Genomic DNA, 16,637 nt, shown 5'->3' with positions numbered 1-16,637 from the left:
ATAGCTAGAGCATGATTTTTCTCGAATAAGCTGCTAGTGGTACAAACCTTTAGGATTTCAACCGCACATCCGAAACAAAAAGTCCTGCCATGGAACCCATAGATTACCGCTCCGATACCCGCAGCCACTTCATCGCTGCATCGCCATCCACTGTATTCGCCGCCATGAGCGACCCTGACCGGGTGGCCCGTTGGTGGGGGCCGGATGGCTTCAGCAGCACCATGCACACGTTTGATTTCCAGCCTGGGGGCAGCTGGGTGCTCACCATGCATGCGCCGGACGGGACGGACTATCCGAATGAAAGCCGCTTTGCCCGGATCGTGCCAGATGCTTTGTGGGAGATAGAGCACCTGAACGGCCACCATTTCACGTTGACTCTGGAGCTCAAGCCCTCAGGGGAAGGTACCAAAGTGTGTTGGAAGCAGACCTTTGACACCGTGGAGCATTACCAGGCCCTGGCCACCTTTGTGGCTGCGGCCAACCAGCAGAATCTGGAGCGATTGGCCGCCGAGGTACTGCGTTAACGCAGGCCTACACCTGCTTCTCTTGGTGCTTTTTGGATCAGTTCGATCTTGTAGCCGTCCGGATCGGTCACAAAGGCGATCACTGTGCTGCCGCCCTTGACGGGGCCAGCCTCGCGGGTCACGTTGCCGCCGGCAGCTTTGATTTTCTCCACAGCGGCATAGGCGTCCGGCACGCCCAAGGCGATGTGGCCGTAGGCAGTGCCCAAATCGTAGCTTTCGGTGCCCCAGTTGTAGGTGAGCTCGATCTCAGCCTGGCCGGGGTTGCCTCCATCAAATCCGAGGAAGGCGAGGCTGTATTTGTATTCCGGGTTTTCCGAGGTGCGCAGCAATTGCATGCCTAGCACTTGGGTGTAGAAATCGATGGAGCGTTGAAGGTTGCCAACGCGCAGCATGGTGTGGAGGAATTGCATGCGGCAAATTGTGCATCAGGGCATTTTCCTTGTCTGTGCATGGTGAATAATCCGGCCAACTTTCAAAGGCCCACCATGAGCACGTTCACCCAAGTCATTCTGTACACCGACACCGACGGCTTCGCCAAGTTCCGTGAGGAGACGATTCCTTTGAACGAGGGCAATCCGCAGTCCATGCTCTCAGAAGTGTTTGCGTCGGGCGGCTACCAGTTGCGCACCAGCCCGGTGGGCTTTCGCAGCCAGTTCCATTGCTCGGGGAATACGCAGTGGTGCTTTATTTTGCAGGGGCAAATGGAGATCGGGGTGCACGGCAGTTCGCGCGTGTTCGGGCCCGGCCAGCACTTTTACTCGGCAGATTTGCTGCCCGAGGGTGCCACGTTTGACCCTGCCGTCCACGGCCACTGGAGCCGTCAAGTGGGTGACCAGCCCTTGGTCACCCTGTTTGTGCGGGGCTAAGCCGCAGCGGCGCGGGTTGCCGTGCCCTGCAAGGCACCCGACAAAATGCGCTGCACGCCGGGTCGCCCAGCTTTGACCGCCTGCACCAAGCCCGCAGCCACGTCTTCGGCTTGCACGGGCAGGTAGTTGGCAGGAATGAGTGGCTTGAGCACTTTGCTGACCACCAGGCCGATACGCTCGCCGGGGCGCCCGGGCTGGTTCAGCGGGCCGCGATCACCCACCAAGAGGGAAGGGCGAACGATGCTGACACTGGTGTAGCCCAGCTGTGCAATCGCATCTTCCACTTCGCCTTTGACGCGGTTGTAGAAAACGCCAGACTTGGCATCCGCGCCCATGGCGCTGACCACTCCTAATTTAGTAGCGCCCTGCGCACGTCCCATCTGCGCTACTGCCATAACGGCGTCATAGTCCACCGCGCGGAACGCGGCCTGGCTGCCGGCCACCTTGATGGTCGTGCCCAGACAAATAAAAACATCGTCGATTTGCGGCAGCTCAGGGAGCGCCGCAAAGTCGACGATGTGTTGGGTCAGCTTAGGGTGGGTCAAGGGCAGCGTGCGCCGCCCCAGACTGTGTACCGCGCTGGTGTATTTATCGGCTAGAAGAGCCGCCAGGACCGCGCGGCCCACGAGGCCCGTTGCCCCCGCGACCACCGCCACCCGGGCGTCCACCGCCGCCGAAGCCGCCTCCGCCACCACCATATCCGCCGCCATTTCCACCTCCACTGCGGCCACCGCCGCCAAAGCCACCGCCACCACCGCGGCGGGCGCCACGGCCAGCCATCATATCGACGCTGGTGCGCATGGGGTCAGGTTGGGCAGTAGACGGACGTGGTGCGCGACCTTCGTGGGTGAAGCCTGCAGGCGGCTGGAACTCGGCGCTACCGCCTTCACGGCGCGGACCACGGCCTTGTGCGGGACGCGGGCCTTGCGAGCGGGGAGGCTGGAATTCGCCGCCGCGATCAGGGCCTCGGCCACCGCCGCTATTGCCACGGGGGCCTTGGCCACCACGACCGCCGCCGTTACCGCCACCACCAGCGCCGGCATTCCCACCGCGACCACCGCCTTGGCCGGCTTTGTTGTCGCGCACGCGTTGCAGCATTTCGGTGCGGGCGGCCTTGGCGGCAGCCTGCATGACGTCACGGCTTGGAGGCTTGCCTGCGCCGCCCCAAATGGTCTGACGGCCCATGGCGATGGGTTCTGCCTTTTCACCGGGTTCGGGGGCAAATCCCTCGACCACCTTGACTTCGATTTTTTGCTTGGTGAAGCGCTCGATGTCCTGCATGAAGCCTTCTTCGTCCAGGCAAACCAGGTTCACAGCGGCGCCGTCGGCACCGGCACGACCGGTGCGGCCGATGCGGTGCACATAGTCTTCGCTCACGTTCGGGATTTCGTAGTTCACCACGTGCGGCAGATCGTCAATGTCGATGCCGCGAGCAGCAATGTCGGTGGCCACCAAGGCGCGCACATCGCCGCTCTTGAAGCCGGACAGTGCCTGGGTACGGGCGGCTTGGCTCTTGTTGCCGTGCAGCGCCATTGCAGTGATGCCGTTCTTTTCCAGAAACTCGGCCACGTTGTTGGCGCCGAACTTGGTGCGGGTGAACACCAGCACCTGGCTCCAGTTTTGCTCGTTGATGATGTGGGCGAGCAGGGCCTTTTTCTTGCCTCGACCCACGGGGTGGATCACCTGCGTGATGCGCTGCACCGTGGTGTTGCGAGGTGTGACTTGCACGCTTTGCGGGTTCTTGAGCAGGCCGTTGGCCAGCTCGCGGATTTCGTCGCTGAAGGTGGCAGAGAACAGCAGGCTTTGCTTTTCTTTAGGCACCAGGGCCAACACCTTTTTCACGTCATGGATGAAGCCCATGTCCAACATGCGGTCGGCTTCGTCCAGCACCAACATTTGCACTTGGCCCAGGTCCAGCATGCCTTGTTGGGCCAAATCCAGCAGACGGCCAGGAGTAGCCACCAGAATGTCCACGCCCTTTTTTACTTTGGAAATCTGCGGGTTCATCCCTACGCCGCCGAACACGACGGTGGAGCTGAGTTGCAGGTATTTGCCGTACTGACGCACCGACTCTTCTACTTGGGCGGCGAGTTCGCGGGTGGGGGTCAGCACCAAAGCGCGAATGCCGGTGCCGCCGAATTTGTTCTGCGCGCTGCGGCTCATGGAGAGGCGGTGCAGCAGGGGCAGGGTGAAGGCAGCGGTCTTGCCGGTACCGGTCTGGGCGCCGCCCAGCAGGTCGTGGCCTTCGAGTACCAATGGAATGGCTTGCGCCTGGATGGCGGTGGGCGTTTCGTAACCCTGCTCACGCACGGCCTTCACAATGGCAGGTGCCAGCTTCAATTCTTCAAAGTTCATGGATAAATGCGTCCGTCCTGGACGCTTGGGAATCGGCCGTTCTGCTGGCACGCGGCACAGCAGTCAGTCAAAGGCAGATGGATTCAAAAGTGGGACGCCCTTGTCACGTGGGGTCCCCAGCAAGGTGCTGGTATTGCAGGCAACTGAAAAGCTGCAATGGATCGTATTGTCGCACGCTTGGCCGAATGTCCGGAAAACGACACAAAGTGCCCGCCGCGTTTACTGACGGGTAACAAACTGTCAATACACTGGTGCTGCCCGTTCGAGGCGATGAAAATAAGCCCACGATGAAGAAATACCTGTTGCGACGCTTGGGCGTGGCCCACGAGCCCGGCGATGACAAGCCGTCTCTATCCACGTGTATTGAGGCGGTGCTTGAGCAAAGCGATGCTTTGCTGGAGGACGTGCTGGAAGGTTTGCAACTTATGTTGGCGGTGGCCGGTGGCAACACCTTGCACGCCCGTTTGCACCCGGTTCGCCAAGCTGCGGTAGACCGGCTGAACGCCCAGTCCGCCGAAGCCAAGGCGGTGTTCCGTGTGGAGCTGCGTAGCGCGGTGTACGGAGGGGGCTCCTTCCGCAAGCCCCAGATCAGCCAAGTTCGTTTTGATGACTTCCAGTTTTTGGAAGAAGAACAAATTGACGCCAACATCGAACTGGCGGTCACGGAGCAAGAGGTAAATCGCTCGGTGGAGGCCGTACTGCCGGCGCTCAATGCATTGGTGAGCAGCCTGATGGGCTGGGCCAGCGTGCAGGCGCATCTGAATCCGCTGAAGCCGGAGGCTTTTGTGCATGCCCTGAGAGAGGCATTCGGACAGGTCTTGCCGGATGACGAAACCCGATCGGCTGTTATGGCCCCTGCTGCCGGCATCCTGGGCGCGGCGCTGAATAACATGTACAAGGAGCTGGTTGAGTGGCTCAAGTCCCTCGGTGTGGAGCCCGTAGCTGCCTATGCGCCGTCGTCCAATCCTTTTGGTGCTCCGGCGAAGCCGGTCGAAACAGCGGTCACCCGCAGTCTGTTGACCCTGGATAAGCTCCGTCGCTTGCTGTCTGGAGAGTTGGACCCGCGCCCCATGGTGGCAGCAAATGCCGACTTCACCCATACCGTGCCTGCCTCATTTGTGGCGCTGGAAGATATGAAGCTGGTGGAGCCCATGCTCAAGCGTTTGTCGCAACGCGCAAGTCATGTGGATTCAGACAGCGGAAAGACGTTGGCTACCACCTCCCGAGCCAAAGTCGAAGCACTTCAAGGCAAGGCACTGGGCAAAGAGCTGGGCGAGGAAGTGGTGCGACTCATGTTGGAAAACCTGATGCAGGACCGACGTTTGCTCGAAGGCGTACGGCAATCGGTCATGAACATGGAGCCGGTATTGCAGCGCCTCTCCGCCCATGACCCGCGGTTCTTTGCCGATCGAAAGCACCCTGCGCGTGTTTTCTTGGACCGCATGACCCACCGCAGTTTGGCGTTTCAGTCAGAGGACGATGCGGGCTATTTTCACTTTCAGAAGACTCTGGACAATGCCATCAGCGTGCTCGCCTGCGGCGAAGGCGACGCCAAGGCCTTCGAACGTATGGTCCGCAAGCTGGAAGAGGGCTGGGCCCAGGAGGACCAGCAGCAGAAGCAATTGGCTGCAGAGGCTGCTCGGGGACTTATGCACGCCGAGCAGCGAAATATGTTGGCCCAGCGCTTGGCTCAGGAGTTCGCGCAACGCATGACCTTCAAGAATGCGCCGGAGATCGTGCTGGCATTTTTGCGTGGGCCGTGGGCGCAGGTGGTGGCCGAATATCAACTTAAGTTTGCTGACGGCACCGACGATTCTGAAGGGTACCTGGCGTTGGTGGACGACCTCATCTGGAGCGTGCAACCGCGACTGGTGCGAAAAAACCGGCCACGTTTGGTCGGGTTGGTCCCCCAGATGCTGCTCAAAATTCGTCAGGGCTTGTTGCTGGTGGACTACCCCGAAGAACGGATTCCCCCGTTTTTCGATGCTTTGATTGACATCCACGAACAAGCCTTTGACAACGCCAAATACGTAGCTCAACGAGATGCGCCGACCACCGCACCAGAGGCGGTGGAAGCTGCAGCCGAAATGACGGACGACGAGCTCTGGATAGCCGAAATGGAGGCCCAGGATTCGGGATTTCTCACGCACATGCAGATGCCCAAGCCTGCGACAGCAGACGTTCTTGAGGTGTCGGACCCGGAGCTCCAGAATGCCTGGAGTGCAGAAAACTTACGTACAGGTTCTTGGGTAGACCTAGCGCTGGGAGGCGAGTGGGTGCGGGCACAGTTGTCCTGGGCCAGTCCTCACCGGACCTTGTTCATGTTCATGTCAAGCGGGGGTATGGCGCATTCCATGTCCCGCCGGACTATGGACAGACTTCGCGGCTTGGGATTGATCCGCTTGGTCTCTGACGGTCATGTGATGGATAACGCATTGGATGCGGTTGCCCGTGAAGCCTTGTTGAATGACGTGAAAAACGCGTTCGATGGCCCTCCAGTGGCCAACAAATAAGGGGAAGACGGCCGAGCAGTCGATAATATGGTTTTACCGCTGAATAACCAGAATCGCAATGGCCCAATACGTTTTCTCCATGAACCGCGTCGGCAAGATCGTGCCCCCCAAGCGGCACATTCTTAAAGACATCTCCCTTTCCTTCTTCCCCGGTGCCAAGATCGGTGTCTTGGGTACCAACGGTTCCGGCAAATCCACCCTGCTCAAGATCATGGCGGGTGTGGACAAGGAAATTGAGGGCGAAGCCATTCCCATGGCCGGCTTGAATATCGGTTATCTGCCCCAGGAACCCCAACTCGATCCGAACCACACTGTGCGTGAAGCCGTCGAAAGCGGCATGGGCAAGGTGTTTTCTGCTAAAGCACGCCTTGAAGAGGTGTATGCGGCTTACGGTGCGGAGGACGCCGACTTTGACGCATTGGCCGCTGAACAGGCCGAGCTCGAAGCCATCATCGCAACCGCTGGCACGGACTCTGAGCATCAATTGGAAATTGCTGCTGACGCCCTGCGTCTGCCCCCATGGGATGCCAACATCGGCGTCCTGTCCGGCGGTGAAAAGCGCCGCGTGGCTCTGTGCCGGCTGTTGCTCTCCAAGCCTGACATGTTGCTGCTCGACGAACCCACCAACCACTTGGACGCCGAATCGGTGGACTGGTTGGAGCAGTTTCTGCAACGCTATTCCGGCACAGTGGTCGCTATTACCCACGATCGCTACTTCCTGGACAACGCAGCGGAGTGGATTTTGGAATTGGACCGTGGCTCCGGCATTCCATACAAGGGCAACTATTCCGATTGGCTGACCCAAAAGGGCGCCCGCCTGGAAGCCGAACAAAAAGGCGAAGAAGCCCGTGCCAAAGCCTTGAAGAAGGAATTGGAGTGGTCCCGTCAGAACCCCAAGGCCCGCCAAGCGAAAAGCAAGGCCCGTCTGGCCCGCTTTGAAGAATTGAGCGACTACGAATACCAGAAGCGCAACGAGACCAACGAGATCTTTATTCCCGTGGCGGACCGCTTGGGTAGCCAAGTGATTGAGTTCAAGGGCGTGAGCAAGTCTTTTGGCGACCGCGTGCTGATCGACAACCTGAGCTTCAACATCCCTGCCGGCGCGATTGTCGGCATCATCGGCCCCAACGGCGCCGGTAAATCGACATTGTTCAAGCTGATCGCAGGCCGTGAAAAGCCGGACTCGGGTGAAGTCGTCATCGGCTCTACGGTCAAGATGGCATTTGTGGACCAGCACCGAGACGCATTGTCGGACGACAAGACAGTCTGGGAAGACGTTTCCGGTGGCCTCGACATCCTCAACGTGGGCAAGTTCCAGATGGCCAGCCGCGCCTATTGCGGTCGATTCAACTTCAACGGCGGCGACCAGCAGAAGAAAGTGGGCATGTTGTCAGGTGGTGAGCGAGGTCGGTTGCACTTGGCTAAGACATTGATCGCAGGCGGCAACGTGTTGATGCTGGATGAACCGTCCAACGATCTGGACGTGGAAACCCTGCGTGCCCTGGAAGATGCGCTGCTCGAATTTGCCGGCACCATGCTGGTGATTTCTCACGATCGCTGGTTCCTGGATCGTATTGCGACCCACATCCTCGCTGCCGAAGGTGACAGCCAGTGGACCTTCTTTGATGGCAACTACCAAGAGTACGAAGCCGACAAGAAGAAGCGTCTGGGCGAAGAGGGCGCGAAACCCAAGCGCGTGCGTTACAAAGCCTTGAAGTAAACCGCCAGCGAGGCAAGAAAGCCCCATGCAAGATATCAACCCGCGTTACGCGTCTCTTTACCAGGCGACTGTCAAAGACGCCGCGGCGGGTGGTACCGCCATCATGGGCAAGCTGATTGCCTCTTTGCGTCGTGACTTGCAAGCTCGCGAGAGTGCTTCTCGGGATTTTCGTGAGCGCGATGTGCATGCGGAGTCTCTCAAGCAGCTTTACCAACACGAACAAACCTTGCGCGAGGGCTATGGCCCTGCGCTTTTGGAGCAGTTCACACGCCCGTCCGAGGCTATCAAGGCGGCGATGCCATCGATTGCTGAAGTCCAGTTCGATCAACTCGAGTTGATGGATGAGGTGCAAGTGCAAGAGAGCGTCAACATGGCGCGGGCCCAACAAATGGCCATGTTGGCAGCAGAGGCCAGTCTGGCGGAGCTCAACACCCTGATTTGCGCTACCTTGGGTCTGCAAACCGTACGCCCGGAGCGCAACCCATTGCGCCCTGAGGCTTACATCACTGCGCTGCGCAATACGGTAGAGCGCACGCCTGCACCCGCTGCCATGCGGTTGGATTGGCTGACCGTGATGGGTATTGCCTTGGGTGCTGAGCTCAAAGAGCTGTATTCCAGCCTTGCTTCCCAATTGAAGACACAAGGCGTAGTCGCTGCAGGATATGCCGTCACGCCTGCGCCCTCTGCCTCTGGTACGCCTAGCGGGGGTAAGGGGCGTGAAGCTGCAGCACCGGCTCCGTTTTCAGAAACATCGCGATATGGCGCTCCAGGCAGTGCGGAGCGTGAGGCCCTGATTGCCCGAGAGTTGCGGGCGCCTAAGCCGGTGACGGACCCGGCACTTTTGACCTTGGATCGCTTGCGTAAATTGCTGGCTGGCGAGCTCGATCAGCTGGGGACGCCGCATCGTGTGGCCGCTTTCGCGCAACAGTTTGCACGTCAGTTCGAGTCTCCCGGCGGCTATGGCGGACCGGTTGCAGAGAGTCACTCAGATTTCGCATCCACGGTGCCGGCGGCCTTCGAAGCGCTGACCGAGATGAAGCAAGTAGACCGTGTCGTGCAACGACTGGAGCAGCGACGTGGCGGCGTTGCTCCTGCAGCGGGCTTGCAAGGGCTGCAAGCCGTTCGCGAAGACATCAGGCGCAGTGCCAGCGGTGTCGCACAGGCGTTGAGCCTGGAGGTGGTGAACCTGATGGTAGACAACATCGCCAGGGATCCCCGTCTTCTGGAACCGGTTCAGGCATTGATTCGTGAGCTGGAGCCGGCGCTGATGCGCTTGGCGTTGGTGGATGCCCGCTTGTTTACCGACAAGCACCACGCAGCGCGCATGCTGGTTCAAGAGGTGACCCACCGCAGCTTGGCCTACGCCAATGTGCAGAGCCCGGGTTTTCTGGCTTTCCTCGATGAGGTGCGTGAGGCCATCGCCCCTTTGGCCAATGCACATCCGGAAGGCCCGGAAATGTTTGCAGATGCCTTGCATGAACTGCAGGCAATGTGGAATGAAGAAGCAGCCAAGCAGGCCCAAGCCCGTACACAAGCGGTTAAGGCCCTGGAGAAAGCTGAGCAACGCAACTTGCTGGCCGAGAAAATTGCCCGCGAAATCGACTCCCATCCTGACGCGGCCAAGGTGCCTGATGTAGTGCTGGCATTTTTGTGCGGTCCATGGGCACAGGTTGTGGCGCAAGCGCGCCTCTCTGGAGGCGCCGGTTCTGCGGCGGCTGATAAGTACCAAGCGCTGATTTCTGCCCTGTTGTGGAGCACCCACCCGGATCTGGCCCACAAGAATATTGCCAAGCTCACCAAGCTGGTACCTTTGCTACTCAGCACTTTGCGCGACGGCCTGGAGACTATTCAGTACCCGGCCACCAAAACCAGTGCTTTCCTGGAAGCACTCATGGGCTTGCACCAATCTGCATTCAGGGCTGTGCACAAAGAGGCCACTGCCGCTGCAGTCAAGGTGGAAACGGCAGCTCCCAAGGCCGCTGCAGCGACGCCCGCGCGCAACCGCCCTGTGGAGGACGGAAACCCTTGGGTGGCGCCATCGGAAGCACAAGACTCCAATTTTCTGGATATTCCGGACGAGGCACCTCCCACAACAACGGCAGCTACCACCATTTTTTCGCCCGTGGTGCCACCGGTGTCATCCGGCTCGGGCGCCGGGGGATTGCCGCTGGGCTCGTGGGTCGAATTGCACACGAATGGCGAATGGGTGCGCACCCAGCTCACCTGGGCGAGCCCGCACGGTACCTTGTTCCTGTTTACGAGTGCAGCTGGTTCGACCCAGTCCATGACACGCCGAACCCACGACAAACTGGTGGCGGCGGGTCAGCTGCGTGTGATTTCGGCACAGCCCGTGGTCGACGGCGCGTTGGATGCCGTAGCCCAGCAGGCCATGAAAAACAGCGTGGACTCTACGCTGTAGCCAATCGTTGGCGCACCAAACCGATGTGGTTGCGCAGCGCGTACAGCTCGTCTGCGTAAGACAGCGGGAGAATTACTTTTTCGACCTTGGATTCGATCTCAGCCAGTTCAGCAAGCAAGTCAGCTGCGGAGCCGGGCGATGCCTCGTAGCGGCTCTCGATGTCGCGTAGTTGGCCATACCAGCGGAAGACACGGGAGCGTACCCTGTAGGCATACAAAGGTGGTGCGATCTTTCCCAAAGGCAGCAAAACGGCAATGATGATGCCCAGGGCCAGCCACATGCGCTCCACCAGATTTGCAAGGGTGAATGGTATGTAGCGTTGCAGGGTCGGTATGCCGTTCTTCAGGGTGCGCTCGGCTTCAGGCGCCAGCGCAAACTCACTGTGTGATGCGTTGGGGAACTCCCGGGCCCGATTGAACCATCCCGATTGGCCGTGCGTCTGCACCGCAGCTTGGGCCAACAGCTGGCGCAGGCCGGGATGTAGTCCATCCCGCACCAACATGCTGGTGGTGGTGGCAATCAGGTGTACGTCCTGGGATGGGACATTGCGTGCCAAATCCACCACGCCACGGGGCAGGGTCACAGGTGTGATGAAAGGTAGTCGCCGTGCATAGGCCTCGTTCTGCGGAAAATCCATCAACCGGATACCCGGGGTTTGCAGCAACATTTGCACCATGGGGGCTTGGGGCGCCGAGGCGAAAACCACTGCGTCCAGCTTGCCTTGCAACAATTGGATGGTGGCGGGTGTTTGCTCCAAATGGCTCAAACGGGCTTTCTTGGGGTCCATGCGGTGCATGTCCATCAAGGCATCCATCAGGGGCGGTACGCCGCTGCCAGCGGTACCGGCATTAAGGCGCAACGTTGCCAACTGATTCAAGGAGTTCAGATGCCCGGTTTCGCTGATGGCTGTCGCTGCACTGCTGCGGTAGAAGAGCCAGATCGGCTCGACAAACAGGTTACCCAAGGTGAGCAACTCTTCCGCATCTTCATCCTGAGGCACGCTGGCGCTGCCGCCTTGCACGAAACCGGCATCAGCTTCTCCTGCTTGAAGTTTGCGTAGGTTGTCCGCAGACCCTTCTGTTTTCACCAGGTCCACCGTGATGCCTTGTTGGCGAAGCAACTTGGCATATTGCTCGCCCATCTCCGCATATGCGCTTTGCTCCGGACCGGTCACCAGCGTCAGGTGCTTGGGAGGCATGGGGTCCAACCACCAATAGGCCAGCCAAATCAGCCCGGCACCCGCAAACAGCAAGGGGCTCGCAGAGGTAAAGAGATCCCAGAATGCGAGAAGGGCAGCTTTGACGGGGCGGGGCAGGTGCAGTGACATGGTGGCTATAGCGGGTGCTCAGCGTAGAACTTGCCACCATGGTAGAGCAAGGGCGATGCGCCGCTCCGATGGCTGCAGCGCTCAACCTCGCCGACAAAGATCACATGGTCACCCTCTTCGTATTGGCTGCGATTGAAACACTCAAAATGCGCCACCGCTCCATCCAGCAAAGGCGCGCCATGAGTGCCACGTGTAAAGCCGACACCAGCGTAGCGGTCAATGTCTTTGGTGGCGAACTGGGTCGCCAACGCTTGCTGGTCTGCAGCCAGAATATTGATGGCGTAGTGGGCGCCGCGGCTGAATGCTTCCATGGAGCCCGCCTTTTGCGACAAGCTCCAGAGCACCAAGGGCGGAGTGAGAGAGACGGAGTTGAACGAATTGGCAGTTAAACCGACCAAGGTGCCATCGGCCGCCTGCGCGGTGACGATGGTGACCCCGGTGGCAAACATGCCCAGCGCTTGGCGGAACTGCTGGCTGGAGAAATCGGGGGGCAGCGCGCTGCGAGCACGGGAGGGTGGGTTCATTCGTGGAATTTACCGCGCTTTCCGCCCTAGCCCTCTGCGCGGGCAGCAAAACCTTCGCCACATGCGACCTTTACAATGAGCCGCATGTTCAAAAGCCTTTTTGCCTGTCTGGCCATTGCTATCGTTTCAGTAGCTGCTCGCGCTGATTCTGCGAGGGCTTGTGCGGATTACGCTTCGAAGATACCAAGTGTGACGCCGGCAATGTGTGAATCTGCTGCATTGCAGGACCTCAAGGCCCGATCGGGGCAGGGACGGGTCATTTGGGGGCGTGATGTCGGCCCCACGGATGCGAATTTCAAGGTGTTGGTGATTGGGGGCATCCACGGCGACGAAATGTCGTCGACCTCTTTGGTCTACCACTGGCTGGGGTTGGCGATGACACCGCCCTCAGACTCGCCGCTCAACATTCACTGGCGTTTCATTCCCAGTCTGAATCCGGATGGATTGTTTGCGAAGCCGGCGCGTCGTACCAACGGAAATGGTGTGGACTTGAACCGCAATTTCCCGACGCCGAACTGGGCGCGTGATGCCAAGGTCTATTGGGAGCAACGTACCAAGCGCGATCCGCGTCGGTGGCCGGGCAACAAACCGGTGTCCGAACCTGAGTCCCGTTTCTTGCTGGAGCAGATGGATAACTTCAAACCGAACTTGATCGTCAGCGTACATGCGCCCTATGGCGTGCTGGACTTTGATGGTCCTTCGGTGCCGCCCAGCAAGTTGGGTCGCTTGTACCTGGATCAGGTAGGTATTTTTCCAGGCTCGCTGGGTAACTATGCGGGGGTACACCGGCGTATTCCGGTGGTCACCATTGAGCTGCCCAGTGCGGGTCGCTTGCCGCAGGATGCAGAAGTCCGTCAGATGTGGATGGATTTGCTGCGCTGGACCAACGACCGCCTGGGTCCGTCAGCTTCTGCCACCGTACCCTGATTCATACGCTTGCGCTGCCGGAAATACGAAGTGAGGCTTTGTCCGCCCACATTTGGAGGCTGTCTACCAGGTCACGCTGACTGAAAGAGCAACTTTCTTCACTGAAGAGGGCGCTGGATTCCAACCTGTCCATCAGCTGGTGCAGCACTTCAGAGAACTTCTCAGGCAGCGCGGCGAGCAATGCGCTCTGGCCGCGTGCCAAATCAGACAAGGCATGGGCAGTGAGCCCGCCCGCCCGGAAGCTCTCCAAGGCGTCCTGAAACGCCTGGAGCTGGTCTTGTGCAGGGCTGGCGGCTAACTTCATGCGGCTTAGTGCCCCAGAATCTTGGACAAGAAGTCGCGGCTGCGCTCGTTTTGCGGGTTGTTGAAGAACTCGTGAGGCGTGTTCTGCTCCACGATCTGGCCCTGGTCCATAAAGATCACACGGTCGGCCACGGCTTTCGCAAAGCCCATTTCGTGGGTCACACAGATCATGGTGATGCCCTGGCTGGCCATCTCAATCATCACGTCCAGCACTTCCTTGATCATCTCCGGGTCCAGGGCCGAAGTCGGCTCATCGAACAGCATGATCTTCGGCTTCAGGCATAGCGCACGGGCGATAGCCACACGCTGCTGCTGACCACCGGAGAGTTGCAGCGGGTACTTGTTGGCCTGGTTGGCGATGCGCACGCGCTCCAACTGGATCATGGCCTTTTCTTCGGCTTCTTTCTTCGGCATTTTGCCGACCCACATGGGGGACAGCGTCAGGTTTTCCAGCACGGTGAGGTGCGGGAAAAGGTTGAACTGCTGGAACACCATGCCGACTTTCTTGCGCACGTCGTCGATGGCTTTCACGTCGTCGGTGAGTTCCACGCCGTCCACGATCAAGTTGCCTTGCTGGTGTTCTTCGAGGCGGTTGATGCAGCGGATCATGGTGGACTTGCCGGAGCCGGAGGGGCCGCAAACTACGATGCGTTCGCCTTTGGTGACGGTCAGGTCAATATCGCGCAGTACGTGGAAATTGTTGCCGTACCACTTGTTGACTTTGTTGAAGGTGATGATGGGTTCAGACATATTCGTTCCTTAGCGGAGTTTGCTCTTGTTGACTTGCTTTTCGATCCAGAGGCTGTAGCGCGACATGGAGAAGCAAAATCCGAAGTAAATCAGGGCGATGAAGAGGTAGCCTTCGATCTTGTAGGGGCGCCAGTCGGCATCCGAGTTCAGGGCCAGGCTCATGGAGCCTGTCAGCTCATACAAACTCACAATGGTCACCAGTGAAGTGTCCTTGAAGGTCGAGATGAAGTTGTTCATGATGCCGGGCACCACCATGGACAGGGCTTGCGGCAACACGATCTTGCGTTGTGTCTGCCAGTACGACAGGCCCAGTGTGGCGGCAGCTTCAATTTGCCCTTTGGGCACCGCCTGCAAGCCGCCGCGAATCACCTCGGCCATGTAGGCCGCTGCAAACAGGGTGATACCCGCCAGTACGCGAACCAGCACGTCGATGTTGAAGCCCTGGGGCATCAGCAGCGGGAACATGAAGGACGCCATGAACAGCACCGAGATCAGCGGCACGCCGCGGATGAGCTCCACGTAGATAGTGCACAGGCTCTTGATGGCAGGCAGGTTGGAGCGGCGCCCCAGGGCTATCAACAAAGCCAGCGGGAAGGCCATGGCCATGGACAAGGAAGACAGCAACAGCGTCAAGGGCAGGCCACCCCAGCGGTCTGTATCGACCTTGCTCATGCCGAACACATCGCCGGACATCAGCATGAAGAAGCTGCCCAGGACCACGACCCAGGCCAGGCCCAGCCATGCTTTCCAGAACATGCGCATGCAGCTTGCCACCAGCAGGCTGCACAGCAACAAAGTGGCGATCAGCGGGCGCCATTGCTCTTCAAAGGGGAAGCGGCCAAAGATGATGATGCGGAATTTCTCCACGATCACACCCCAGCAGGCACCAGCGCCTTCGACGTGGCAGGCCTCGAAGTTGGGTACCCACACCGCTTGAACCAGTGCCCAGTTCAGGAAGCGCGGGACGATAGCCAGCAGGAAGGCTCCGATGACCAGGGTGCCTAGCGTCGTCTTCCAGTCGCCGAACAGATTGAAGCGAATCCACGCTACCAAGCCGTCGGTCTTGACCGGCGCCGGGCGTGCTTCGATAGGTTTAAATGTAGTTGCGCTCATGTGCGTCTCTTAACGTTCTTTGATGGCAGAGCGGGTGTTGTACCAATTCATCGTGATCGATGTGAACAGCGACGTGCTCAGGTACACCAGCATGATGATGGCAATGCACTCCACGGCGCGGCCCGTCTGGTTGATAGCCGTATTGGCAATCGACACCACATCCGGGTAACCAATGGCCACTGCCAAAGAAGAGTTCTTGGTCAGGTTCAGGTACTGGTTGGTCACGGGCGGAATGATCACGCGCAGGGCTTGCGGCAACATCACCAGGCGCATGGTTTGCCCACGACTCAGGCCGAGAGCTGCTGCTGCCTCGGATTGGCCCAGTGCTACGGATTGGATACCGCCACGAACCACTTCGGACACGAAGGCTGCGGTGTAAATGGTCAAGCCCAGCAATACGGAGAGGTACTCAGGCGTCAAGGCTCCGCCATTTTCAATGGCGAACTCGCCCTGCACCGGCATGTTCAGTGCAGTGGGTGCACCACCCAGCAACCAACCCAGAATGCCCGCGCCCAGCACAATGGCTAGTGGCGTCCAGAACATGCTCTTTACACGACCGGTTTGCTCAAACGACTTCTTGGCGTACGAACGGTACAAAACGGCACCAATCACACCCGCCAACAGTCCCCAAGCACCCCAGACATGGCCTGTAGCCCACTCTGGGATAGGGAAGTTCAGACCGCCCTTGCTCAGGAAGAAGGGACCCAATACCAGTGGCTCATTGGACGCAGGCAGCACTTCCGTGAACATCAGGTACCACATCAGCAATTGCAGCAGAACGGGGATGTTGCGGAAAAACTCGACATACGCCGAACACAGACCGCGGATCAGGGCATTGCGCGAAAAACGGCCTACGCCGATCAAGGTGCCCAACAAAGTGGTCAGCACGATGCCGACAACTGCTACCCGTAGCGTGTTCACAAAGCCCACCAGGTAGGCGCGCCAGTAGGACTCGCCGGAATCAAAAGCAAAGAAGCTTTCGCCGATGTCGAAGCCTGCAGGACCCGTCAGGAAATCAAAACCACTTTGGATGCCACGCAACTTCATGTTGGTGGTGGTGTTGTGTGCCAGATAGAGCACTGCCAACAAGACCACCACGATGGCAACGATCTGGTACAGGAGTCCACGGAATGCCTGGCTGCGCCAGGACCAGGACTTTTTAGGAGGGGAGGAGGGTGTGGACATATCAGCCCTTGGTTTCACTTGAAGAACGCTCATCAATTGAAAAGGGCAGCGCATGGTGTGTGCGGCTGCCCTTTTCTGGTGCGCAGCGCCGGATTACAGCGCTGCGCTAAC

General features: G+C 59.1%; 15 protein-coding genes. 6 read left to right on the top strand and 9 right to left on the bottom strand.

From position 1 onward, the window contains the following. The first annotated feature begins 89 nt into the window (after window positions 1-89). Complete coding sequence (locus ACOAP0_RS04325) at window positions 90-524, top strand: SRPBCC family protein (protein WP_498375441.1); 435 nt, start codon at window positions 90-92, stop codon at window positions 522-524. On the opposite strand, the gene gloA is transcribed toward ACOAP0_RS04325, so the two are convergent. Then, on the bottom strand, window positions 521-934 hold the full coding sequence (gene gloA / locus ACOAP0_RS04320) for a lactoylglutathione lyase (protein ID WP_498375442.1): 414 nt from the start codon (window positions 932-934) through the stop codon (window positions 521-523). The genes ACOAP0_RS04325 and gloA overlap by 4 nt on opposite strands. Before the next feature lie 75 nt (window positions 935-1,009). On the opposite strand from gloA, the gene ACOAP0_RS04315 reads away from it, so the two are divergent. Then, window positions 1,010-1,390: a cupin domain-containing protein gene (locus ACOAP0_RS04315; protein WP_498375443.1), complete on the top strand. Its 381-nt coding sequence runs from the start codon at window positions 1,010-1,012 to the stop codon at window positions 1,388-1,390. Here the strand turns inward: ACOAP0_RS04315 and ACOAP0_RS04310 are convergent. Both ACOAP0_RS04310 and ACOAP0_RS04305 read right to left on the bottom strand, forming a co-directional pair. Next, window positions 1,387-1,935, bottom strand: a complete 549-nt coding sequence (locus tag ACOAP0_RS04310; RefSeq protein ID WP_498391322.1) for a Rossmann-fold NAD(P)-binding domain-containing protein — start codon at window positions 1,933-1,935, stop codon at window positions 1,387-1,389. The genes ACOAP0_RS04315 and ACOAP0_RS04310 overlap by 4 nt on opposite strands. Before the next feature lie 43 nt (window positions 1,936-1,978). Further along, the gene (locus tag ACOAP0_RS04305; RefSeq protein ID WP_498375444.1) at window positions 1,979-3,745 is read right to left on the bottom strand and encodes a DEAD/DEAH box helicase; all 1,767 of its coding nucleotides are present in this window, start codon (window positions 3,743-3,745) and stop codon (window positions 1,979-1,981) included. Window positions 3,746-4,032: 287 nt separating this feature from the next. Between ACOAP0_RS04305 and ACOAP0_RS04300 the strand changes: the two genes are divergently transcribed. Genes ACOAP0_RS04300 through ACOAP0_RS04290 form a run of 3 tightly spaced genes read left to right on the top strand, consistent with a single transcriptional unit; the run spans window position 4,033 to window position 10,397 of the window. Beyond that, window positions 4,033-6,258 carry a DUF1631 family protein gene (locus ACOAP0_RS04300; RefSeq protein ID WP_498375445.1) on the top strand — a complete coding sequence of 742 codons (2,226 nt, stop codon included), beginning with the start codon at window positions 4,033-4,035 and terminating at the stop codon, window positions 6,256-6,258. 58 nt (window positions 6,259-6,316) lie between these two features. Beyond that, a complete protein-coding gene (ettA, locus tag ACOAP0_RS04295) occupies window positions 6,317-7,978 on the top strand; it encodes an energy-dependent translational throttle protein EttA (RefSeq protein WP_315465802.1) in 1,662 nt (553 codons plus the stop codon). 25 nt (window positions 7,979-8,003) lie between these two features. Beyond that, complete coding sequence (locus ACOAP0_RS04290) at window positions 8,004-10,397, top strand: DUF1631 family protein (protein ID WP_498375446.1); 2,394 nt, start codon at window positions 8,004-8,006, stop codon at window positions 10,395-10,397. Here ACOAP0_RS04290 and ACOAP0_RS04285 read toward each other — a convergent pair. Beyond that, window positions 10,387-11,724 (bottom strand): TAXI family TRAP transporter solute-binding subunit, encoded by a 1,338-nt coding sequence (locus ACOAP0_RS04285; RefSeq protein WP_498375447.1) that lies wholly within the window; start codon window positions 11,722-11,724, stop codon window positions 10,387-10,389. The genes ACOAP0_RS04290 and ACOAP0_RS04285 overlap by 11 nt on opposite strands. Window positions 11,725-11,729: 5 nt before the next feature. Then, the gene (locus ACOAP0_RS04280) at window positions 11,730-12,248 is read right to left on the bottom strand and encodes a flavin reductase family protein (protein ID WP_498375448.1); all 519 of its coding nucleotides are present in this window, start codon (window positions 12,246-12,248) and stop codon (window positions 11,730-11,732) included. An 84-nt stretch (window positions 12,249-12,332) separates the two neighbouring features. Here ACOAP0_RS04280 and ACOAP0_RS04275 point away from each other — a divergent pair, with 84 nt between their 5' ends. Then, window positions 12,333-13,175, top strand: a complete 843-nt coding sequence (locus tag ACOAP0_RS04275) for a M14 family murein peptide amidase A (RefSeq protein WP_498375449.1) — start codon at window positions 12,333-12,335, stop codon at window positions 13,173-13,175. A 1-nt stretch (window position 13,176) separates the two neighbouring features. Here ACOAP0_RS04275 and ACOAP0_RS04270 read toward each other — a convergent pair whose 3' ends face one another. The 4 genes from ACOAP0_RS04270 to ACOAP0_RS04255 are packed head-to-tail and all read right to left on the bottom strand — an operon-like array spanning window position 13,177 to window position 16,526. Beyond that, entirely contained in the window at window positions 13,177-13,479 is a 303-nt protein-coding gene (locus tag ACOAP0_RS04270; protein ID WP_498375450.1) for a hypothetical protein, read from the bottom strand. 5 nt (window positions 13,480-13,484) lie between these two features. Next, window positions 13,485-14,228: an amino acid ABC transporter ATP-binding protein gene (locus ACOAP0_RS04265; protein ID WP_087494649.1), complete on the bottom strand. Its 744-nt coding sequence runs from the start codon at window positions 14,226-14,228 to the stop codon at window positions 13,485-13,487. A 9-nt stretch (window positions 14,229-14,237) separates the two neighbouring features. Then, window positions 14,238-15,341 carry an amino acid ABC transporter permease gene (locus ACOAP0_RS04260; protein ID WP_498375451.1) on the bottom strand — a complete coding sequence of 368 codons (1,104 nt, stop codon included), beginning with the start codon at window positions 15,339-15,341 and terminating at the stop codon, window positions 14,238-14,240. Window positions 15,342-15,350: 9 nt separating this feature from the next. After that, a complete protein-coding gene (locus tag ACOAP0_RS04255; RefSeq protein WP_498375452.1) occupies window positions 15,351-16,526 on the bottom strand; it encodes an amino acid ABC transporter permease in 1,176 nt (391 codons plus the stop codon). Window positions 16,527-16,637 lie beyond the last annotated feature (111 nt).

Source organism: Curvibacter sp. Hmag1.1 (assembly GCF_059769165.1).
This window is presented reverse-complemented; position numbering and strand designations above follow the sequence as displayed.